Source organism: Paraburkholderia terricola (genome assembly GCF_003330825.1).
Lineage (GTDB): Bacteria > Pseudomonadota > Gammaproteobacteria > Burkholderiales > Burkholderiaceae > Paraburkholderia > Paraburkholderia terricola.
In genome coordinates, this window is record NZ_CP024941.1 from 2,093,393 (window position 1) to 2,113,440 (window position 20,048).

Below are 20,048 nucleotides of genomic sequence, written 5' to 3' on the forward strand. Positions count from 1 at the left end.
CAGCCGGCCCGATATGAAAGTTCAGTTGGTCCAGTCGTTCGTCGAGCGGACCGCTGCAGCAGCGGCAGTTGGGACCGTCCCGCAACGCGCGCTGCGTTAGCGCGGGGAAAATCGCCGGGCCGTCCCATGAGCGATAGCCCTCCCGACATACGCTTGAGCGCGCGCGAAGACCGGCTCCAGGCCGCACACCGCACGCCGCACGCCGGTCAGTTGCCCACGCCGCTGCGCTTCTTGAAGGCGCTCAGAATGTGCCGCTCGAGCGCGTTGTAGTCGCCGCCGAAGTGATGGCTGCCCGAGGTGCGAATCACCTCGATGCCGGTTTTGCCGAGTACCGGACACAAGGTGTCTTTCTCGCTCTCGCCGTAGAAGCACTGCACGATCGCGGGCGGCACACGCGCCACTTCGGGCAGCACCTTCAAGGCCCTATCGCTTGCCGGCATGCCGAGCCAGCCGCCCACGCGAATCTGGAAATCGGCGTCGGGCGCGAAGCCGAGCAGCGCGATCAACGACACTTTCGCGCGCTGCGCTTCGGGCAGCCGGTTGTACGCGAACGGCATCACGTCCGCGCCGAACGAATAGCCGATCAGCGCGATGTGCTGAGCATGCCAGCGTGAGCCGTAGGTTTGCATCACGCGCGCGAGGTCGCGGCTCGTCTGCGCGGGCGGCTTCTCGCTCCAGAAATAACGCAGGCTGTCCCAGCCGATCACGGAAACGCCGTCTTTCTGCAACCCTTGAGCGATGGTCTTGTCGAGATCGCGCCAACCGCCGTCGCCGGAAATCACGATCGCCATGAGCCCGTTTGGCTGCGCCGCCGGCAACTCGATGAGCGGCAAGTCGGAGACGTCCTCGTCGCTCGTCGACATCGCTTGCAGATGCGGCGTGAGCAATGCGACGAGGCGCGCGCGATCCGCGTTGCCCGTCGTGGCCTTTTCGACGAAGCCCGGCACCTTGTCGCGGATCACGGTCGGGTCGGGCGGGCATGGCCGAAAGCGCGCATCGAGCGTGCGTTCCGCATCCACGGTCACCGCGCCGGCGATCGTGTTCGACGGCGCCTGCTCCAGCACGTGCATCGCGAGCGTCGCGCCCTGCCCCGTACCCGCGACGATCGGCGCGAAATAATGGCTCGATTGCGATTGCCGTTCCAACTGATGGCTCAAGGCCTCGGCATCGCCCACCAGTTGATGGCAGGCCTCCTTCCGCGCGCGCAAATTGGCCGCATAACGCGCCGTATCCACGCCGACGGTCAACGCGCCGGCCTTGGCGAGCTCATCGGCAGCCTGCTGGTCCGCGGCGCTCCAGCCGCTCGCTTGCGAGTACAGCACGACGAAACCCCGCAACGGTCCCGCCGGCTGCGTGACCCTGACCTCGCCATAACGGCCGCCCGGCACGATGCTGGTCGCGGCGTGGGCGCCGCTGCCGCCAATCAGGCAGCTCGCCGCCACGGCGAGCCTGAAGAAACGATGCAATGTCATGAGCGCCGGCCTCCCGCCAGCAATGACAGGTCCGCGAGCGTGAAGAACACGCCCACCGAACCCGACGCCGCGAGATAGCGCGGCTCCCAATGCGGCTGGAACTTGCTCTTGAAAGCGCGCAGTCCGCGGAAGTTGTAGAAGCGGCCGCCGAAGCGCCACACGATGCCGGCGAGGCGATGCCAGCGCGACGCCAGCGGCGTGGGCTGCATGCCGGAGAGCGGCGCGATGCCGAGACTCAGCGAGCGGAAGCCCGCCTGCTTCAAATGCAGCGCCAGTTGCGTGAACAGATATTCCATCGCGTAAGGCGAGGCGCTCGCCACATGCCGCATCACGCCGACCGTGGCTTCGGTATGCATGTCGGTCGTCATGAAGGTGACGAACGCCACCGGCTCGCCGTGCTGGCGCACCAGCATCACCGATTGCGCGGCGAGGTAGTCGTCGGTAAACGCGGCGACCGAAAAGCTCTTTTCACGCGCGTCGCGGCTGCCGAGCCAGCCGTCGGAAATCTGCCGCAGCGTTTCGAGCGACGCCGGCACATCGGCCCGATGAATCACGTCGACGGTGAAGCCGTCACGCTCGCCACGCTTGAGCGCATAGCGCAGATGCGCGCGATGCGAGCCCTTCAGGTCGAAATCGTCGAGCACGACGTGGGCTTCCTCGCCGAGCTTCATCAGCGTGAGGCCGGCGTCGAGGTAAAGCGGCAACGCGTTGGCGCGCACCTGATAGAACGCCGCGCGCCCGCCGTGCGCATGCGCGAGCGCGACGAACTTGCCGATCAGGCCGGCCCATTCCTCGCGCGGCCCCACCGGATCGTGCAGCGCGGCCCACGTGCGGCCGTTTTTCGCGTACATCAGGAAGGCTTCGCGCGACTCGGAAAAGAGGAAGCTCTTGTCGCCCATCAACGCGAGACCGGCGTCGCTGCGCTCCTGCGCGCGCACGATGCGCGCCGCGTCCTGAAGATCCTCCGGCGCCGGCTTGACGAAATGGCCGGGCGCCGGGCGCAGCAGTTGCCAGAAACAGAACGTCGCGGCGAACAGGCTCGCGGCCAGCGTGGCGCGCAATGCACGCGGCGCGCGTTCGTCGAAGGCGAATTGCCACCACAGGTCGCCAGTGTACGGCACGTCGCGGAAGGCGAACAGCATCACCCAGACGGCCAGCATCAGCACCATCGCAACGGAGACCAGCCAGCCCGCCGTAAAGCGTTCGGCGAACAGCGACGAGTGACGGTTGAAGCGCTTGCGCGTGGCCAGCAGCAGCACGATCAGCATGCCGAGCACGGCCGCCTCCACGAACGCGAGACCCTTGGTGAGCGACAGCGCGAGGCTCAACACCGCCAGCAGCAAGGTCATCCACCAGGCGGCGTCCAGCCGGCGCAACAGCCCGCGCGCGACGAACAGCAGCAATACGCCCAGCACGCTGCATAGCAGCTGCGAGCTTTCGAGCACCCACAGCGGCAGCACGTCGCGCAGAATGCGAATGCGTTGCCAGAACGCAGGCGTCGCGCTGGAAATCACCAGCATGCCGCCGACCACGAACGTGACGAGACTCAGAAACAGCGGCGCGAGCTTCGATACGGCCGCCGCATGGTGCAGCGGCAAACGCCCTTTCAGCGCGCGGCCCTCGAAGCCGGCGAGCAGCGCGGCCGAGACGACCAGCGGCGCGCCGAAGTAAATCGCGCGATAGGCGAGCAGCGCCGCGACCATCTGCTGGGTGGGCACGCTGCCGTTCAGCGTGAACACCATGGCGGCTTCGAATACGCCGACGCCGCCGGGCGTATGGCCGATCATGCCGAGCAGCATGGCCGCGGCATAGACGGTGATGAAGGTGACGAAGCTCACGTCCGCATGCGGCAGCAGCGCCCACAGCGCAAGGCCCGCGGCCACCACGTCGACCACGGCGAGCGCCACTTGCTCGAGCAGATCGCGGCGCGCCGGAATGTCGAACGACAGCCACGCCCAGCGCGTGCGGACCGCGCGCGTGTCGCGACGGCAGGCAGCGGCCGCGAGCGCAAGCGCGATGAGCAGCGCCGCGCCGCTCCAGCGGAGCGCCATCGGCGTGAGATGGAGCATCGGCGCGAGCAGGCCGGCGGCGCAGACCATGCCGAGCGCCGTCATCAGCACCAGCGCGAGCGCCAGCGACACGCTCGTGAACACCGTCATGCGGCCGATCTGCGCGGGCGTGACGCTCGCCACGCCGTAGACCCGCGCGCGCACGGCGCCGCCCGTCAACGCGCCGAACCCGGTGGCATTGCCGAGCGCCGAGCCCGCGGTGGCGCCGATCCACAGCGCGGCGCGCGGCACGGCGACGCCCAGGTATCGCAAGCCGACGAGATCGCGGCCGACCAGCGCCACATAACTGAGCGTGGTCGCGGCGAGCGCGGCGGTCCACTCGCCGGCGCTCAGGTGACGCAATTCGCGCATCACCGAGCGGTAGTCGACCGCTTGTGAAAGATGCTGCAAGACGATCAGCAGCAGCCCGCCGATGACGAGCGCGAGCAAGGGCGAGAGGATTCCGCGGTGGCCAAGCGTTTTCGATGCACGGTCGAACATCGCGACTAGCCGGTCGAACTTATTGTTATGTCGATGGAACATGGTCAATGCGGGCCTTGCGTGGAGCTGTCACGACGACGGGTCGTCTGCCGCGACATCGCCTTGCCTCGGCGATTACAACGAGATAACGGCAAAACATTGAAAAGGTTGACAGCAGCGGCCGTTCAACCCGGGATTAACCTGGGGCTCGTGATCGAGGCTGAATGCGCGTTGCGCGTTTGCCATGGCGGTGCGCAAGATGATTGGGTCGAGATGTCGACGAGGATCGCGCCGCGCTCGACAGGGGCAGGAGTGTAAACGCGAATCGCGTCGTGCGGGATGAAGATTCGGCGTCGCGCCGATGATCCGAAACAGCCATGAGCGATCCGTAAGCCGCTCTGCTCTATCAAGCTTTGCGCTTCATGTGCCGTAAATGGAAGTAACGGCCCGGCAACCTGTCGCGAACGTGCCGCGTGAAGCGAAGTTCGACCCAAGGAGAACGATGATGGCGAATCAGGAATGGATGATGGCGGGAATCTGTCTGCTGGGGCTGGTGTCGACCGCGCTTTTGATGAGTTCGTTTTCCGCGCGAGCGATGAAGATGCGAAACGTCGTGGCGAGGGTGTCGAAGCGCACTCGCGACTGAATACGCAAGCAAAGCAGTAGGTAACCGGACGGGCGCGCGTGAATCGCGAGCGTGCTGCCGCGAGCGCGGCAGACGGCGCACTCGCGCGCCCGCCAGGTCTTGCAGCCAATGCCGGCTGCGGTACTGCCCTTACTGCGTGCGCTTACTGCGGACGGCGGTGCGCTTCAGCGATCACGGCGCAGGTTTGCAGATGCAGGTTCAACGCGTGCAGCGCCAGGGCGCGCAGTTTGCCCAGCAAGGTGATGTTCTTGGCGGTGGTGGCGCGAGCGGCTGCGGTATGAGTAGCGGTGTTCATGGTGGGCTCCTTTATAGGGTTTATACCTAGGGAATAACCCGATTATAGACCTATCCTGTCGCACTGCAACAACTATTAAAAACCCGCTGTGGACTTGTTGCGCGACGGTCACGGCCGCTCGCAGCGTCTTTCGCCAGAGGGATAGCCGGCTATTAGCAAACCGCACCGTACAGGTGCAATAATGGCCCTTTGCCTGCGACAGCACGCCGCAGACCCGCCTTCATGCCCGTCGTCCAGAAAGCCCTGATCGCGCCGCTTATCGTAGCCTGCGCGATGTTCATGGAAAGCGTCGACGCCAATGTGATCGTCACCGCATTGCCGGCCATGGCACGCGACTTCGGGCGCGATCCGGTCACGCTGAAAATCGCGGTGACGAGCTACGTGCTCGGTCTCGGCGTGTTCATCCCCGTGTGCGGCTGGCTCGCCGACCGTTTCGGCGCGCGCACCATCTTTCGCACCGCGATCGGCATCTTCGTGACCGGCTCGCTGTTGTGCGCCGCGTCGAATTCGCTGGCGACCTTCACGCTCGCGCGTTTCGTGCAAGGCGTGGGCGGCGCGATGATGGTGCCGGTCGGCCGCATCATCATTTTCCGGGTGGTCCACAAATCCGATTTCATCCGCGCGATGAACTACCTGAGCGTGCCCGCGATGCTCGGCCCGGCCGCCGGGCCGCTGCTCGGCGGCTTCATCACGACCTATCTGCACTGGCGCCTGATCTTCTTCATCAACGTGCCGATCGGCATGCTCGGCATCTATCTGACCAACCGGCACATCGCCAATACGCGTGAACCCCACCCCGGCCCGCTCGACTGGGTCGGTTTCTTTCTCTCGGCGGCGGGCGCGGTGCTGCTTCTGCTGGGGCTCTCGCTGGTGGGCGGCGAACTGATTTCGAATCGGGACGCGTTCGGCATGTGCGCAAGCGGCGCCGTGCTGCTCGCAGGCTATGTGGTGTACGCGCGGCGCGTCGAGTTGCCCTTGCTCGACCTGCGCTTTTTCAAGGTGCCGACCTTCCAGGCGAGCGTGCTCGGCGGCTCGCTGTTTCGCATCGGGCTCGGCGCCTTGCCGTTTCTGCTGCCGCTGATGCTGCAGGAGGGCCACGGCATGAGCGCGTTCGAATCCGGCCTGATCACCTGTGCTTCCGCGTTCGGCGGCATGTTCATGCGCACGGTCGCCTCGAGCGTGCTGCATCGCTATGGTTTTCGCTCGGTGCTGGTGGTCAACGCGGCATTGTCGGGGTTGTCGATCGCGGCGTGCGGACTGTTTTTCCCCGGCACGCCGGTCTGGATCATCTGGGCGGTCGTGCTGCTCGGCGGCTTCTTTCCCGCGCTGCAATTCACGAGTCTGAACTCGCTCACTTACGCGGAAATCGCGAGCCGCGACGTGGGCCGCGCCACCAGTCTCGGCAGCGTGGTGCAGCAGATGTCGCTCGGTCTGGGCGTGACGATCGGCGGTATCGTGCTGCAGATTTCGCGCGCGCTGCACGGGCATCCGAGCATGATGTGGTCGGACTTCTGGCCGGCGTTCCTGGTGGTGGGTTTGTGCTCGTTCGCCTCGATTCCGGTTACGCGGCGTCTGCCGCACGGCGCCGGCGACGAGATTGCGCGCGGCGGCCGCGGCTGACCCGGCGCCCTTAACCGGGCTGCTTCTTGCGAATCACGCTCACCTCGCCGTTGCGTTCGAGAATCGCGGCGGCCACGTTGTCGAACGAGCACGCGCCGGTTTTCTGCCGCACGCTCTCGCGAATATCGGTTGCCGTAATCAGCGCGGCGTTCATTTCGTCCTCGTTGAATTTGCCGTTGCTGAACACCTCGCGTTCGCCGCCGCCGACCAGCCGCTCCAGCCCATGCGAGTGCACGCAAGCCCACGCCAGCAGCCGATGGCACACGACGATCACGAACGCGGCCGCGATCGTCGCGAGAAACGGCGACGCGCCGACGATCGCCCGGCTCAGCGTCGCGCCGAGCAGGATCACCACCACCAGATCGAACGGCGAGCGCTGCCCGAACGAGCGCCGGCCCGAGATGCGGATCAACACCAACGTGATCACGAACACGATCACGGCGCGCAGCCCCATCTGCAGCGGATCGAGATTCCTGCCGTCGCCAAACAGCGTGAAAATCACGTCGTTCATATCGCCCTCCTCGCGACAGGCGGCCGCCCTGGTTTTCTCTGTCGCGAGCGGCGGCCGCAGCGTTCATAGGGCGCGCAGCAAACGATGTGCCTCGGGTATTCAATGCCCGCAAGGCAGCGCGATGCCCGGAACGTGAAGCGATGAAAACGGGCGTGAGCGCGGCTAGCCGCCACCGCCCCCGCTGCGCCGCTGTTCGACCTGCGTCAGCAATGCATCGAAGCGGGCAAGCTCGACCGGCTTCACGAGATGAACATGGAAGCCGGCCTTTGCAGTGCTCTCGCGATCGCTCTCATGGCCGAAGCCGGTCATCGCGGCGAACATCGTGTCGGCGAGTTCCGGCATGGCCCGCAGCGCCGCGAGCGTCGCGTAGCCGTCCATCTTCGGCATCGCCAGGTCGATCACGGCGAGATGCGGCGCAAAGCGCGGCGCGACGTGCAGCGCCGCCTCGCCCTCGTAGGCGATGCGCACTTCGTGGCCTTTGAGTTCGAGCAGCATCGCGAGACTGTCGGCGGAGTCGCGGTTGTCGTCGACCAGCAGGATGCGCAGCGGCGCAACCTCGCCCGAGGCCTCGCCCGGCTGAGCGGCGGCGGCCTCGGAGGGCGCCGCGGCGAGCGGCAGACTCAGCGTGAACGTGCTGCCGCGCCCCGGCCCCGCGCTGCTCGCGACAATGCTGCCGCCATGCATTTCGATCAGCGACTTGCACAACGTGAGGCCGATGCCGAGGCCGCCTTCGCCGACACTTTGCCCTTCCTTTTCCTGCACGAACAACTCGAAGATCGTATCGAGCGAACGCAGCGGAATGCCGCAACCCGGGTCGCGCACTTCCATCACGGCCATCTGATAATCGAGGCGGACCACGATCTCGATGCGGCCGCCCACCGGCGAGAACTTCGACGCGTTGTGCAGCAGGTTCTGCAACACCTGCACGAGACGCGTCATGTCGCCGCGCACGACCACCGGTTCGCGCGGCAGGTTCGTTACAACGGTCTGCGAATGCGCATCGGTAAACGGCCGCGCCGCTTCCATGCCGCGCGCCACCACCTCGCCGAGATCGACGCGGCCAATGCGCAACTCGACCTTGTCCGACATGATCCGGCCAATGTCGAGCAGATCGTCGACGAGCCGCGTGAGATGCGTGACCTGGCGATCGATCAGATCGCGCGAGCGCGCCAGCGTGGGACTCACTCCCGCCTCGATCTGCATCACGCCGATCGCGTTGCGCACGGGCGCGAGCGGATTGCGCAACTCGTGCGCGAGGGTCGCGAGAAACTTGCGCATGCGTTCGCCCGAGCGCTCCAGTTCTTCACGCTGACGCCGCTCGGTCAGATCGCGCGTGATTTTGGCGAAGCCGCGCAGCCGCTTCGATTCGTCATACACCGCCGTGATGTTGACGTTGGCCCAGAAACTCGAGCCGTCCTTGCGTACACGCCAGCCTTCGTCCTCCACGTGGCCGAGCTGCCGGGCAATGGCGAGTTCGCGCGCGGGCTTGCCCGCCGCCGCGTCTTCCGGCAGATAGAACACCGAGAAATGCCGGCCGACGATTTCGTCGCGCGCATAGCCTTTGATGCGCGCGGCGCCCTCGTTCCAGCTCGCCACATGACCTTGCGGATCGAGCATGAATATCGCGTAATCCTTGACGTTGTCGACCAGCAGACGAAAACGCTCCTCGCTTTGCCGCAGCGCTTCCAGATATTCGCGTTTCGCGGTCAGGTCGCGCGTGATCTTGGCGAAACCGCTGAGCACGCCCGCCTCGTTGCGGATCGCCGTGATGACGACGTTGGCCCAGAAGGTCGAGCCGTCCTTGCGCACGCGCCAGCCTTCGTCCTCGAAGCGGCCGGTCAGCGCCGCCTGTTGCAGTTCGTAGGCGGGCCAGTCGCGCGCCAACGCTTCCGCGGTGTAGAAGCGCGAGAAGTGCTGGCCGATGATCTCGTGTTCGGTGTAGCCCTTCAGTTTCTGCGCGCCGACGCTCCAACTGACGACATGCCCGGTCGCGTCGAGCAGGAAGATCGCGTAGTCCTCGATCGCCTGCACCAGCGTCCCGTAATCGACGTTGACGAGCGCGCTCGCGCGGACGGCGGCGGGATTCTGGGCGGGACCGCCGTTCTCGCCGGCGGAAGGGAGATCGAACTCTTTCATGGGGGTCGGGAAGAATAGAGGTTCATTCAAAAGCATACACCGCCGACAGCCGGCCGCCTCGCTCATCAGGCCGTGCGCGCCGTTGCGACGGACCCGGGCCGCGCTATTTGTGTAAAGCGCCGCGCACGCTCGACACGTCGCGCGTCGTCACCGGCGCTGCCGCATTGCCCCACGTATTGCGAATGAACGTTAGCACGTGGGCCATTTCGCTGTCGCTCAGCTGATCGGCGAACGACGGCATCTTGCGCGGCTCGGGACCGTGTTCCGTGCGCGGGCTCCGGCCGCCCTCGACGAGCAAACGCACGAGCGACGTGCTGGACGCCGACAACACCGCCGGATTGCCCGCGAGGCGCGGATACTTTTGCGGCACGCCCGCGCCGTCCGTCTGATGGCAACGCGCGCAATAAGCGGCGTAGAGGCCGGCGCCGGGCCGTTCGACATCGCCGGTTTTCAGCGCCTGCACGCTCTGCCGCGCGGCGCGCGAACGCTCGTTGAAGTGCCCGCTCGGCGCGCGCGGCGGCAAGCTCTTCAGATAGGCGGCGAGCGCCGCGAGGTCGGCGTCGCTCAGATATTGCGTGCTGTCTTCGACCACCTGCACCATGCTGCCGAACGCGATCAGTCCGCCGCCGTGGCCGTGCTTCAGGAACGCGGCGATGTCCGCGGCCGAATGCCTGCCGAGACCCGAGCCGGGGTCGCCCGTCAGATTCGGCGCGAACCAGTGGTCGTTGGTGCCGCCCGTCAGAAAGAGCGGATCGGCCTCGCTATAGCCGCGCTCCTGGTACGCGGCTCCGCGCGGCGTGTGGCACGCGCCGCAATGTCCGAGCGACTGCGCGAGATACGCGCCGCGATTCCATTGCGCGTCGCGGGTCGGTTCGGGCTTGAACGGGCCGCTCGGCGCGAAGGCCCAGTTCCAGACCGCGAGCGCCCAGCGCTGGTTGAACGGAAACGGCAGGCGGGTCGCGGGCGCGGGTGCCGCCACCGGCTGCACGCCGTGCATGAAGTACGCGTAGAGCGCGTGCAGGTCGGCGTCGTCGATCTTCGCAAACGAGGGGTACGGCATCGCCGGGTACAGCCGTTTGCCGCCGGGCGCCACGCCCTCGCGCACGGCGCGCGCGAAATCGTCGTAGCTATAGCGGCCGATGCCCGAGCGCGGGTCCGGCGTGATGTTCGACGAGTAGATGGTGCCGAACGGCGAAACCATGCCGAGACCGCCGGCAAATACAGGCGTTGCGGTGGGCGCGGCGCCGGGGTGCGTCACGCGTGGCGGGGCGGTGTGGCAGCCGGCGCAGTCGGCGGCTTTCGCGAGGTAGGCGCCGCGGGAGATCTGGGCGGTGGTGGTGTCGGTGGTGGGCGCGGTGCTGGTCGTGACGCCGTTTGCGGTGCTGTTCGCGGTGCTGTTCATGACGCCGTTCACGGTGCGATTCGCCGTGCTGTTCGTGGTGCTGCTCATGACGCCGTTCGCGGTGCTATTCGCCGTGCTGTTCTCGGTGCCGCTCGTGCCGCCGTTCGCGGTGCGATTTGCCGTGCTGTTCTCGCCGCCGCTCGCTGTGCCGCCCGTGCCGCCCGCGCTCGACACCAACGCCAGCGTCACGACGCCGCCGAGCACGGCATGCCAAAGCCGCCGCCATGCCGGCCGGCCGCCGTGCCACGCAACGTGATCGCTGAACCCGCGCATCGTCACCACCCCCTGCATGGCGACACGATCGCCAACGCCACGTCGGTCGCGATCAGCGCGAACAGGAACAGCGCGCTGCACATCGCGGCGATGCGGCTCAGGAACCAGTCCAGTTCGGCGCGCGTGCGGCGCTCGCCGCTCAACGCGCCCCACTGCATCGGCCCGATTCGGCGCATCGTGCGCCACGCGGTCAAGGTGCCGAACACGCCGGCCGCGAGACACAGAGCGCTCACCGTGAAAAGCGCCGGACGCATCCACACGACGAGCGGCGCCGACAGCGGCCGGTCGAACGGATAGCAGCTCTGCGCGGCCAGCGCCTCCGTCGTCACCATCTGCGCGAGCCATGCAAACGGCGCGAGCAGCAGGCCGATCAGCATGTCGCGCATGGCCGGATGCGGCGGCTCGCGGCTCAGGCGCGGCGTCATGTCATCGGTCATGACCACTCCCGAAACAGGTAAGGCGTCAGATACAGCGTGCTGAAAATAAACAGCCACACGACATCGACGAAATGCCAATACAGCCCGCCGATCGTCAACGCGGCGCAGCGTTGTTCGTCGAAATAACCGAGCGCGGTCCACAGCAGCAGAAACAGCAGCACGACGATGCCCACCGCCACGTGCGCCATATGAAAACCGGTGATCGTGAAATACAGCGAACCATAGAGATGCGTGCTCAAGCCATACGGATGCGCGCGCCACTCGATCAACTGAATGCCCATGAACGCGCAGCCGAGCACCACGCCTAGCGCCATCGACGCCACCGCCCAGCGCAGACGGGCGCGCCGCACGCAGCGCTCGCACAGCCACACGAACACGCTGCTCGACAGCAGAATCGCCGTGTTGGCGATGCCGAGCCCGAGCTTCGGCAGCCCTTCAGGCGGCCAATGCTGCGGCGTCTGCGAGACCAGGTACAGATACGAAAAGATCAGATAACCGAACAGCGAACCTTCGGTGGCGATCAGCGTGAGGCACCCCCACCAGCCGCCCGAGCGCTCGCCGGCGCTGCCCACCGGCAAGGGGCGCGGCTGCGCCGGCTCGCGTGAAGGCTGATTCAGGTCGACGGCGTCGCTCACGTCAGCCTCCCGCGTCGCGCACGGCGACCGGCTCGCGCTGGATCAACGCGCGCTCGGGCCACAACCACACCACGATCGACACCGCGCAGCCCGCCAGCATCGCGCCCGCGAAAATCCACGCGCCCAACGCGAGCCCGGCGAACACCAGCGTCGCGAACACCGCGAGCCAGAACGGCGCATACGAATCGCCGGGCATCTTCAGAATCACATCGGGGGTGGCTTCGAGCGCGGTCGTGCCGAGCGCCTCGCGGCCCTGCGCGAGCAGATAGCCTTCGTCGAGTTGCGAGCGCATGGGGACCGTGATGCCCGGCTCGTCGATGCGGCCTTCCCACAACGGATGACGGCTCGCGAGCCACGGCACGACCGCGAAGTTGTACGGCGGCGGCGGCGAACTCATCGACCATTCGAGCGTGGGCGCGTCCCACGGATTGTCGCCGGCCGGCTTGCCGCGTTTCAGGCTCACGAGCACGTCGATCAGAAAGATCAGCACGCCCGCCGCGAACAGAAACGAACCCAGCGAGGTGATCAGATTCGCCGTGTTCCAGCCCATCTCGGCGGGATACGTATAGATGCGTCGCGGCATGCCGAGCAGCCCCGCGATATGCATCGGAAAGAACGCGACGTTAAAGCCGACGAACAGCACCCAGAAACCGAGCTTGCCGAGGCGCTCGCTCATCATCTTGCCGGTGAACTTCGGAAACCAGAAATAGATGCCGCCGATCACCGGGAACACGTTGATGCCGAGCAGCACGTAATGCAGATGCGCGACCACGAAGTACGTGTCGGTGAGTTGCCAGTCGAGCGGCACCGCTGCCGTCATCACGCCGGAGACGCCACCCACCACGAACAGCAGCACAAAGCCCGCGAAGAACAGGAACGGCACACGAAACACCGGCCGGCCCGTCCAGATCGTCGCGATCCATGCGAAGGTGGCGACCGCGCTCGGAATCGCGATCACCATGCTGGCCGCGCCGAAAAACGACAGCGCCAGCGCCGGAATGCCGGTCGCGAACATATGGTGAATCCACACGACGAAGCCGATCACCATCGTCGCGACGGTGGCGAGCGCGACCGGTCCATAGCCGACCAACGGCCGCCGGCAAAACACCGGCAACGCATCGGAGACGATGCCCATTGCCGGCAGCACGACCGCATAGACCCACGGATGCGCGAAGATCCAGAACAGGTGCTGCCAGAGCAGCGGACGGCCGCCGTTGAGCGCGTCGAAAAAATGCGTGCCGATGCGCCGATCCATCCACAGCAGCAGGAACGCGAGACTCACCGAGGGCACCACCAGCAGATTGCCGCCCGACGCGGTGAGCGTGCCCCACACCAGCACGGGCATCCGGTCGAGCGACATGCCCGGCGCGCGCATGCGCAGCAACGTGACGACGAAGTTCATCGCGCCGACCGTCGTCGAGATGCCGAGCAGCACCATGCCGAGCGCGTACACGTCGATATTCGGCCCGCTGCTGTACTCGAGGCCGGAGAGCGGCGCGTAGTTGAACCAGCCGGCGTTCGGCGCCTGGCCGCTCGGAAAGCTCGCATACAGAAAGATGCCCGCGAACAGAAACACCCAGTACGACAGCGCGTTCAGCCGCGGAAACGCCATGTCGCGCGAGCCGAGCACGAGCGGCCACAGGTAGTTCGAAAAGCCGGACAGCACGGGCAACGCGTACAGAAAGATCATCGTCACGCCGTGCATCGTGAAGAGCTGGTTGTATTGCTCGGGACTGAGCACCGTCGCGTTGGGGCGCGCGAGCTGGATGCGCATGATCAGCGCTTCGATGCCGCCCATCAGCAGAAAAACGAACGCGGTGACGAGGTAGCGCAGGCCGATGGTCTTGTGATCGACCGTGGAGAGCCAGCCGCGCCAGCCCGGCGGGGCTTCCCAGATTTCGCGCAGGCGCTTTTCCTCGGCGCTGCCCGGCAGCACGCGGCCGCGCCGTGGCGTGCGCGCAAGTGGCGAGGCGGCGGGCGGCGTGCTCGTTGAAGCGGTGTTCGTAGCGCCCGGTGTGGCGGCGGACGCGGCGTGATCGGACATCGAAAGGCGCTCCGTAATGTGTCGGGAGGGTCGGCGGGATTTCAACGCAGCGTCGCCAGATAGGCGGACAGCGCGGCGGCGTCGCCCGTTGTCAGCGCGATATTCGGCATCAACGCCTCCGGCTTGATCCGCTGCGCGTGCTGAATCCAGTCGAGCAGATGATCCGGCGTATTGGTCAGCGCGCCCGCGGCGATCGTGCGACGCGAGCCGAGATGCGTGAGATCGGGCGCTTGCAGGCCGGCTGCGTCGGTGCCGCGAATCATGTGGCAGCCGGCGCAGCGCTCGGCGAACAGATGCCGGCCGGCGGCGAGCGCAGGATCGCCACGATCGCTGACGGGCGCGGCCGGTCGTCCTTGCGCGTCGCGCCAGGCATTGAAGTCCGCGGCGTTTTGCGCAACCACCTCGAAGGCCATGTGCGCGTGCTGCGCGCCGCAAAACTGTGAGCACTGTCCGCGATAGACGCCGGCATGATCGGCCTGAATCCACTGCTCGTTGGTTTGTCCGGGGATGGTCTGCGTCTTGCCCGCGAGTTGCGGCACCCAGAACGCGTGCACGACGTCGGCGCTTTTGAGCTGAACCTTGACGGGCTCGCCGACCGGAATATGAATCTCGTTGGCCGTGCTGAAGTTGCGGGCCGGGTCGGGGTCGTCGGCGTAGTCGACTTTCCACCACCAGTCGTATGCCGTGACGGTGATGGTCAATTGCGGATGCGCGGCGGGCGAAGCGACCGACTCGAGCGTCACCAGCACATAGACGAGCATCGCGAACAGGACGAGCGACGATACGCCGGTGCCGACATAAATCCAGCGCATGCCGCCCGCCTCCGCATCGAGCGAGTCGCTGGGCACGGCCGGACGCTTGCGCGCGATCGCGCCGATCAGCAACCCGGCGACGATCAGCGTCACGCAGACGGCAATGGCGGTGAGCGCCCAGCCGAGCCGCATCGTCGGCGCGGCGGCGGGGCCGGCCGCGTGCAGGAAGTAATTGAGCGGCGCCGTGAGCGATGCATGAGCCGTGGACGCCACCCAGGCGAGCGCCGCGAGCGTGGCGCGCGCGCATGCGTCTCGTGACGCACGAATGCCGTTGCTTCGCGTGGGCAGCGCTCGTTGCATGCCGCTTCTGCTCCATGGGTTCGCCGTTCAGGGTCGTCACCCGGAAGGTTTTCCGACCTCGCGCGGGTGAGCATCAACCTGGTGAACCAGCAAGAAACGAACCTTTCAGGCGTAAGCAGAACGGCATCGGCACATCGCGGAGCCTAAGCGCAAAAAAACCCGATAACGACCTCTCGATCATGACCGGGCTCGATCAACGCTTCGTCCAGCGGCAACCGCGCCTCACAGCGGGAACTCACCCCGCCGCGCTCACTTTTTCCGCCAGCTTCGCGTCGTAACTGGAATGCACGTGCACCCGCTTTTTCTCGGGATAAGCGTACGAATACGCCTTGCGCAGCGCCAGCGAGGCCTCGTGGAAACCGGACAGAATCAGCTTCTGCTTGTTCGGATAGTTGGCGATGTCGCCGACCGCGAAGATGCCGGGCCGCGAACTCTCGTAGTTCGACGTATCCACGTCCACGCGGCCGCCGTGAATCGTCAGCCCCCATTGCGCGATCGGCCCGAGGTCGGCGACCAGTCCATACAGCACGACGAGTTCTTCCGCTTCGAGCCGGCTCTCGCCTTCGATATGCCGCAACGTGATCGCCTGCAACGCATCGTCTTCCACGACGAGCCCCGCGATCGCGCCGACGACGAAGTCCATTTCCCCGGCCGCGACCGCGTCGCGCATCAACTCCACGCTCGAATCGGCCGCGCTGAAACCGTTGCGCCGGTGCACCAGCGTCAGGCGCCGCGCGACCTTGCGCAGCGCCAGCGCCCAGTCGAGCGCGGAATCGCCGCCGCCCGCCACCACCACCGTCTTGTCGGCGAAATCGGCGAGACGCTGCACGCTGTAGTGCACGTGACGCGACTCCAGCGCCGCGGCTTCGGGCAGCAACAGCTTCTGCGGCACGAATGCGCCGTTGCCGGCGGCGAGCAGGATCGCCGCGACGTCGAACACGAGGCCGCGATCGGTGCGCACGGTCCAGCGTCCGTCGCCGCCCTGCTCGACCGACTGGACGCGCTGCTCCAGATGAATCGGCACGTCGAACGGCTTGCATTGCGCCATCAATCGCTCGACGAGTTCACGCGCGGTGCACGACGGAATCGCCGGAATATCGTAGATCGGCTTGTCGGGATAAAGCTCGGTGCATTGGCCGCCGATCTTGTCGAGCGCATCGACGATCTGGCACGACAGGCCGATCACGCCCGCCTCGAAAGCGGCGAACAACCCCACGGGGCCGGCGCCGACAATCAGAACGTCGGAGCGGATCGGTTGCGTTTGCGGGTCGGCGGCGGGCGTCATTCGGCGTCTCTTCGGATGGGTGGATAACCCACCATACAGAATCACCCCCAGCCCGGCAACGATGTCATTACACGCGGTAAGGACGCTCGGCGAGGGAACAGCGGGGACCGGACGCGCGGGGTTCCGATCGACCGGGATGTCCAATATGATGACGCCATCCCACTGAATCGCCGCGGGCTCGCGCGCTCGCCGCCTCGTTGAACATGACCCGCGATTCCTCCCAGACCGCGCTATTGCGGATCGTCGCCGCCGGCTTTTTCATGCAGGCGCTCGACACGACGATCGTCAACACCGCGTTGCCGTCGATGGCGCACAGCCTGCAGGTCGCGCCGCTCGCGATGCAGCCGGTCGTGGTCGCCTACACGCTGACGATGGCGATGCTCACGCCCGCCTCCGGCTGGCTCGCCGACCGCTTCGGCACGCGGCGCGTGTACTTCGCGGCGATTCTCGTGTTCGTGCTCGGCTCGATAGGCTGCGCGAGCGCGCATACGCTCGGTCAACTGGTGGTCGCGCGAATCCTGCAAGGCGTCGGCGGCTCGATGCTGCTGCCGATCGGACGGCTCGCCGTGCTGCGCAGCGTCTCGGGCGAGCAGTACGTATCGGCGCTCGCGTTCATTTCGGTCGCCGGCCAGTTGGGACCGATCGTCGGACCGACGTTCGGCGGCTGGTTCGTGCAAACGATCAGTTGGCATTGGATCTTTCTGATCAACGTGCCAATCGGCGCGCTGGGTCTTTACGCGGTGCAGCGGTTTCTTCCGGCGCATGGCGAAACCCGGGCGCCGCCGTTCGACTTCCTCGGTTGCGGGCTGCTGTCGCTTTGCATGATCGCGTTTTCGCTGGCGATCGACGCGCCCGTCGAGACGCATCGCGCGGCATGGTCCGTCGGCCTCTTCGCGCTCGCCGCCGTGAGCGCGCTCGCCTATATTCCCTACGCGAGACGCCGGCGCGATCCGCTCTTCAAACTGTCGCTCTTCAGCGAGCCGAACTTCAGCGTCGGCCTGATCGGCAATCTGTTATGCCGGATCGGTTCGAGCGCCGTGCCGTTTCTCGTGCCCTTGCTGCTGCAATTGCAGTTGGGCTACTCGCCGCTGCATTCCGGCCTGATGATGCTGCCCGCGGCGCTCGCCGGCACCGTCGCCAAACGCTGGATCGCGCCGCTCATACGACGCTACGGTTATGACCTGTTCCTGCTCGTCAATACCGTGATCGTCGGCTTGTCGATCGTTGCGTTCGCGCTGATTTCGCGCGGCACGCCGCTCGTCGTCGAGGCCGCGATTCTCGCGGTGTTCGGCGCGGCCAACTCCATGCAATTCGCGGCGATGAACAGCGTCACGCTCAAGGGCCTGTCGCATGAAGACGCCGGCAGCGGCAACAGCCTGTTTTCGATGGTGCAGATGCTCGCGATCGGGCTCGGCGTGTCGATCGGCGGCGGTCTGGTGAATCTGTTTTCGGCGCAATGGGGCTCGGCCACGCTCGGCTTTCGCCTGAGCTTCGTGTGCGTCGGCGCGATCACGCTGGTGTCGGCCTGGGTGTTCCGCCATCTCGACGAAGCGCCCGCCGCGCGCGCGGTGCGTGCGCGGGCGACACAGGGCGCGGGGCGCTGAACGAGCGCGGCGTCGGCCCCGGCTTTTCAATTCGTCAGTCCGGAAAGCGGATGCCGGAGAAGCTCGCGCAAGCTTCGATCAAACGCTCCTGCACGGCGACCTCGCGCACGGCCCGATGCGTCTCGCGCGGCTTCATGTGATAGAAGTACTCGCCGCTGACGGTTGCCGCGGGTTCGTCGCTGACCGCGAGCCAGGCCTGGGTTTTGGGCGCGGCTCGCAGATCATCCGGTGCGCCCGCCCCGCCCATTTTCGTCGCGACCCAGCCCGGCTCCAGCGCATTCGACAACACCCGCGGCCAGCGGCGCGCAATCGCGAACGCCAGCAGCGCGTCATGCAGCTTCGAGTCCGAGTACGCCGCCGTGCCCTGCCACTGGCGCCGCTCCCACGCGAGGTCGTCGAGGCTCGCGTCGCCGCTGCGATGCAAACCCGAACTCAGGTAGACGAGCCACTTCGGCTTCTCGATCAGCGCCGTCAAGATGTAAGGCGCCAGCGCGTTGATCGCGAACACATGCGGCAGACCGTCGACGGTGGCGATCCGGCGCGGCTCCTGATAGCCGACCGCCGCGTTATGGATCACCGCGTCGAAGCGGCCGAGCCGATTCGCCTGCCCGGCCAGCGCGACGGTGGCCGCGATACTCGAGAGGTCGCCGGTGAGTATCGTTTGCGCTTCCGGTATCGCTTTTAACGCGTCCTTGGCGCGCGCCGCGTTGCGCGCATGCAAAACCACCTGATGCCCGGCGTCGACCAGAAGGCGGGCGGCCATCTGACCGAGGCCATCGGCGGAACCGGTTATGAAAACACGCGACATGAGGAAGTTCTCCGTTGATCGGTTCAAATATGCCCGATGCATGACGAGAATCTGGTTTCATCGTGCATCGGACGAACGCACCTAGCTTAGCGCGCGCTCCGCGATTGACGCGATAGCGTGGCTGTCATTCGATTCATGACGCCGCATCATCTATTCGCCGTGACGTGCGGCATGACGACGAACCGACGCATGATTTAAAACGGACTTTCGCGTTAGCATGTCGTGCAACGAATACATAACAAAAGGACTATCACATGCCATTTGACGAGCGCATGCTGAACGGCATGGGCGTGTTGACGGCGATCGTCGATTGCGGCAGTTTCGCGGCGGCGGGCGAAGCGCTCGATATGTCGCAATCGGGGGTCAGCCGTTCGGTGGCGCGACTCGAAGCGCGCCTCGGCATCCGGCTATTCGACCGCACCACGCGCTCGGTCGCGCTGACCGACGAGGGCCGGCGTTTCTACGAACAGATCGTGCCGCTGCTGGGCGGGCTCGAGGAAGCGGCGGCCTCCGCGGCCCAGGGCGCGAGCGCCGTTCGCGGACGCCTGCGCGTGAACATGGACCCGTTCTTTTCGCGCCTCGTGCTCGGCCCGCGACTGGGCGGATTCATCGACAAGCATCCCGATCTGCAGCTCGAACTGGTCACGCGCGACCAGTTGGGCGATATGGTCGCGGACGGCTTCGATCTCGCGGTCCGTTTCGGCGAGCCGCCCGTGTCGACGCTGATCGCGCGCAAGCTGCTGGATACGCGCATTCTGACCGTGGCCGCGCCGTCGTATCTGAGGAAGCATGGACATCCGGCCACGCCGGCCGAACTCGAAAGCGGCAAGCACGTGTGCATCAAGTTTCGCGACCCACTCACGGGCTATCCGTTCAGTTGGGAATTTCATCGCGGGCGCAAGAAGATGGTGATCGCGCCGCAAGGCCGCCTGACCGTGAACGACGTGGGCACCTTGCATAGCGTCTGCAAGGCCGGCCAGGGCGTCGCGCAGATTCTCGCGCTCGGGGCCGAGCCGCTGCTCGCCAACGGCAAGCTCGTCGAACTGTTTCCCGACTGGGGCGACGAGGTTTATCCGCTGTATGCGCTCTACCCTTCGCGGCATCATCCACCGGCGAAGGTGCGGGCGTTCTTCGACTTCATCGTTTCCCTGACCGGCGGCGCGCCGCGCGAACCGGCCGGTTGATTCGGCGGCCGGCTTCACGCACGCCCGCCCGCGGCGAAGCGACGAGGCGCGAGTGC

Annotated in this window: 17 protein-coding genes; 5 read left to right on the forward strand and 12 right to left on the reverse strand. The window is 66.3% G+C overall.

Annotated elements, in window-relative coordinates:
- Positions 1-206: 206 nt before the first annotated feature.
- Both CUJ90_RS09405 and mprF read right to left on the reverse strand, forming a co-directional pair.
- Entirely contained in the window at positions 207-1,472 is a 1,266-nt protein-coding gene (locus tag CUJ90_RS09405) for a virulence factor family protein (RefSeq protein WP_114162522.1), read from the reverse strand.
- Positions 1,469-4,021 carry a bifunctional lysylphosphatidylglycerol flippase/synthetase MprF gene (gene mprF / locus CUJ90_RS09410; protein WP_244220019.1) on the reverse strand — a complete coding sequence of 851 codons (2,553 nt, stop codon included), beginning with the start codon at positions 4,019-4,021 and terminating at the stop codon, positions 1,469-1,471. The genes CUJ90_RS09405 and mprF overlap by 4 nt, the downstream gene beginning before the upstream one ends.
- Positions 4,022-4,433: 412 nt before the next feature.
- Between mprF and CUJ90_RS32335 the strand changes: the two genes are divergently transcribed.
- Positions 4,434-4,646, forward strand: coding sequence for a hypothetical protein (locus CUJ90_RS32335; protein WP_143031967.1), 213 nt, complete (start codon positions 4,434-4,436; stop codon positions 4,644-4,646).
- 142 nt (positions 4,647-4,788) lie between these two features.
- On the opposite strand, the gene CUJ90_RS32820 is transcribed toward CUJ90_RS32335, so the two are convergent.
- Positions 4,789-4,941: a hypothetical protein gene (locus CUJ90_RS32820; RefSeq protein WP_167363301.1), complete on the reverse strand. Its 153-nt coding sequence runs from the start codon at positions 4,939-4,941 to the stop codon at positions 4,789-4,791.
- Positions 4,942-5,163: 222 nt separating this feature from the next.
- Between CUJ90_RS32820 and CUJ90_RS09415 the strand changes: the two genes are divergently transcribed.
- Entirely contained in the window at positions 5,164-6,561 is a 1,398-nt protein-coding gene (locus CUJ90_RS09415) for an MFS transporter (RefSeq protein ID WP_114162524.1), read from the forward strand.
- A 10-nt stretch (positions 6,562-6,571) separates the two neighbouring features.
- Here CUJ90_RS09415 and CUJ90_RS09420 read toward each other — a convergent pair whose 3' ends face one another.
- From CUJ90_RS09420 to CUJ90_RS09430, 3 genes are all read right to left on the reverse strand, one after another.
- Positions 6,572-7,072 (reverse strand): DUF421 domain-containing protein, encoded by a 501-nt coding sequence (locus tag CUJ90_RS09420; RefSeq protein WP_114162525.1) that lies wholly within the window; start codon positions 7,070-7,072, stop codon positions 6,572-6,574.
- Positions 7,073-7,234: 162 nt separating this feature from the next.
- Positions 7,235-9,208 (reverse strand): PAS domain-containing hybrid sensor histidine kinase/response regulator, encoded by a 1,974-nt coding sequence (locus CUJ90_RS09425; RefSeq protein ID WP_114162526.1) that lies wholly within the window; start codon positions 9,206-9,208, stop codon positions 7,235-7,237.
- A gap of 103 nt (positions 9,209-9,311) precedes the next feature.
- Positions 9,312-10,610, reverse strand: coding sequence for a c-type cytochrome (locus CUJ90_RS09430; RefSeq protein ID WP_244219895.1), 1,299 nt, complete (start codon positions 10,608-10,610; stop codon positions 9,312-9,314).
- On the opposite strand from CUJ90_RS09430, the gene CUJ90_RS32340 reads away from it, so the two are divergent.
- Entirely contained in the window at positions 10,573-10,866 is a 294-nt protein-coding gene (locus CUJ90_RS32340; RefSeq protein WP_167449642.1) for a hypothetical protein, read from the forward strand. The two genes, CUJ90_RS09430 and CUJ90_RS32340, sit on opposite strands and share 38 nt — an antisense overlap.
- A 19-nt stretch (positions 10,867-10,885) precedes the next feature.
- Here the strand turns inward: CUJ90_RS32340 and CUJ90_RS09435 are convergent, their stop codons facing one another.
- The 5 genes from CUJ90_RS09435 to CUJ90_RS09455 all read right to left on the reverse strand — a co-directional run bounded on the left by CUJ90_RS09435 (position 10,886) and on the right by CUJ90_RS09455 (position 16,396).
- Complete coding sequence (locus CUJ90_RS09435; RefSeq protein WP_244219896.1) at positions 10,886-11,320, reverse strand: hypothetical protein; 435 nt, start codon at positions 11,318-11,320, stop codon at positions 10,886-10,888.
- Positions 11,317-11,955 carry a cytochrome c oxidase subunit 3 gene (locus CUJ90_RS09440; protein WP_114162527.1) on the reverse strand — a complete coding sequence of 213 codons (639 nt, stop codon included), beginning with the start codon at positions 11,953-11,955 and terminating at the stop codon, positions 11,317-11,319. The genes CUJ90_RS09435 and CUJ90_RS09440 overlap by 4 nt, the downstream gene beginning before the upstream one ends.
- A 1-nt stretch (position 11,956) precedes the next feature.
- The gene (gene ctaD, locus CUJ90_RS09445; protein ID WP_114162528.1) at positions 11,957-13,999 is read right to left on the reverse strand and encodes a cytochrome c oxidase subunit I; all 2,043 of its coding nucleotides are present in this window, start codon (positions 13,997-13,999) and stop codon (positions 11,957-11,959) included.
- Positions 14,000-14,040: 41 nt separating this feature from the next.
- A complete protein-coding gene (coxB, locus tag CUJ90_RS09450; protein ID WP_114162529.1) occupies positions 14,041-15,111 on the reverse strand; it encodes a cytochrome c oxidase subunit II in 1,071 nt (356 codons plus the stop codon).
- Between the two features lie 235 nt (positions 15,112-15,346).
- A complete protein-coding gene (locus CUJ90_RS09455; RefSeq protein WP_114162530.1) occupies positions 15,347-16,396 on the reverse strand; it encodes an NAD(P)/FAD-dependent oxidoreductase in 1,050 nt (349 codons plus the stop codon).
- Positions 16,397-16,599: 203 nt separating this feature from the next.
- Here CUJ90_RS09455 and CUJ90_RS09460 point away from each other — a divergent pair, with 203 nt between their 5' ends.
- Entirely contained in the window at positions 16,600-18,000 is a 1,401-nt protein-coding gene (locus tag CUJ90_RS09460) for a DHA2 family efflux MFS transporter permease subunit (protein WP_114162531.1), read from the forward strand.
- Between the two features lie 34 nt (positions 18,001-18,034).
- On the opposite strand, the gene CUJ90_RS09465 is transcribed toward CUJ90_RS09460, so the two are convergent.
- Positions 18,035-18,808, reverse strand: coding sequence for an SDR family NAD(P)-dependent oxidoreductase (locus CUJ90_RS09465; RefSeq protein WP_114162532.1), 774 nt, complete (start codon positions 18,806-18,808; stop codon positions 18,035-18,037).
- A gap of 254 nt (positions 18,809-19,062) precedes the next feature.
- On the opposite strand from CUJ90_RS09465, the gene CUJ90_RS09470 reads away from it, so the two are divergent.
- Positions 19,063-19,992, forward strand: a complete 930-nt coding sequence (locus CUJ90_RS09470) for a LysR family transcriptional regulator (RefSeq protein WP_114162533.1) — start codon at positions 19,063-19,065, stop codon at positions 19,990-19,992.
- Positions 19,993-20,048 lie beyond the last annotated feature (56 nt).

What these genes read in the sequence shown, in the direction of transcription:
- CUJ90_RS09405 (WP_114162522.1), bottom strand. Translation starts at nt 1,472, where the DNA reads ATGACATTGCATCGTTTCTTCAGGCTCGCCGTGGCGGCGAGCTGCCTG.
- mprF (WP_244220019.1), bottom strand. Translation starts at nt 4,021, where the DNA reads ATGTTCGACCGTGCATCGAAAACGCTTGGCCACCGCGGAATCCTCTCG.
- CUJ90_RS32335 (WP_143031967.1), top strand. Translation starts at nt 4,434, where the DNA reads ATGGAAGTAACGGCCCGGCAACCTGTCGCGAACGTGCCGCGTGAAGCG.
- CUJ90_RS32820 (WP_167363301.1), bottom strand. Translation starts at nt 4,941, where the DNA reads ATGAACACCGCTACTCATACCGCAGCCGCTCGCGCCACCACCGCCAAG.
- CUJ90_RS09415 (WP_114162524.1), top strand. Translation starts at nt 5,164, where the DNA reads ATGCCCGTCGTCCAGAAAGCCCTGATCGCGCCGCTTATCGTAGCCTGC.
- CUJ90_RS09420 (WP_114162525.1), bottom strand. Translation starts at nt 7,072, where the DNA reads ATGAACGACGTGATTTTCACGCTGTTTGGCGACGGCAGGAATCTCGAT.
- CUJ90_RS09425 (WP_114162526.1), bottom strand. Translation starts at nt 9,208, where the DNA reads ATGAAAGAGTTCGATCTCCCTTCCGCCGGCGAGAACGGCGGTCCCGCC.
- CUJ90_RS09430 (WP_244219895.1), bottom strand. Translation starts at nt 10,610, where the DNA reads ATGAACAGCACCGCGAACAGCACCGCAAACGGCGTCACGACCAGCACC.
- CUJ90_RS09435 (WP_244219896.1), bottom strand. Translation starts at nt 11,320, where the DNA reads ATGACCGATGACATGACGCCGCGCCTGAGCCGCGAGCCGCCGCATCCG.
- ctaD (WP_114162528.1), bottom strand. Translation starts at nt 13,999, where the DNA reads ATGTCCGATCACGCCGCGTCCGCCGCCACACCGGGCGCTACGAACACC.
- coxB (WP_114162529.1), bottom strand. Translation starts at nt 15,111, where the DNA reads ATGCAACGAGCGCTGCCCACGCGAAGCAACGGCATTCGTGCGTCACGA.
- CUJ90_RS09455 (WP_114162530.1), bottom strand. Translation starts at nt 16,396, where the DNA reads ATGACGCCCGCCGCCGACCCGCAAACGCAACCGATCCGCTCCGACGTT.
- CUJ90_RS09460 (WP_114162531.1), top strand. Translation starts at nt 16,600, where the DNA reads ATGACCCGCGATTCCTCCCAGACCGCGCTATTGCGGATCGTCGCCGCC.
- CUJ90_RS09465 (WP_114162532.1), bottom strand. Translation starts at nt 18,808, where the DNA reads ATGTCGCGTGTTTTCATAACCGGTTCCGCCGATGGCCTCGGTCAGATG.
- CUJ90_RS09470 (WP_114162533.1), top strand. Translation starts at nt 19,063, where the DNA reads ATGCCATTTGACGAGCGCATGCTGAACGGCATGGGCGTGTTGACGGCG.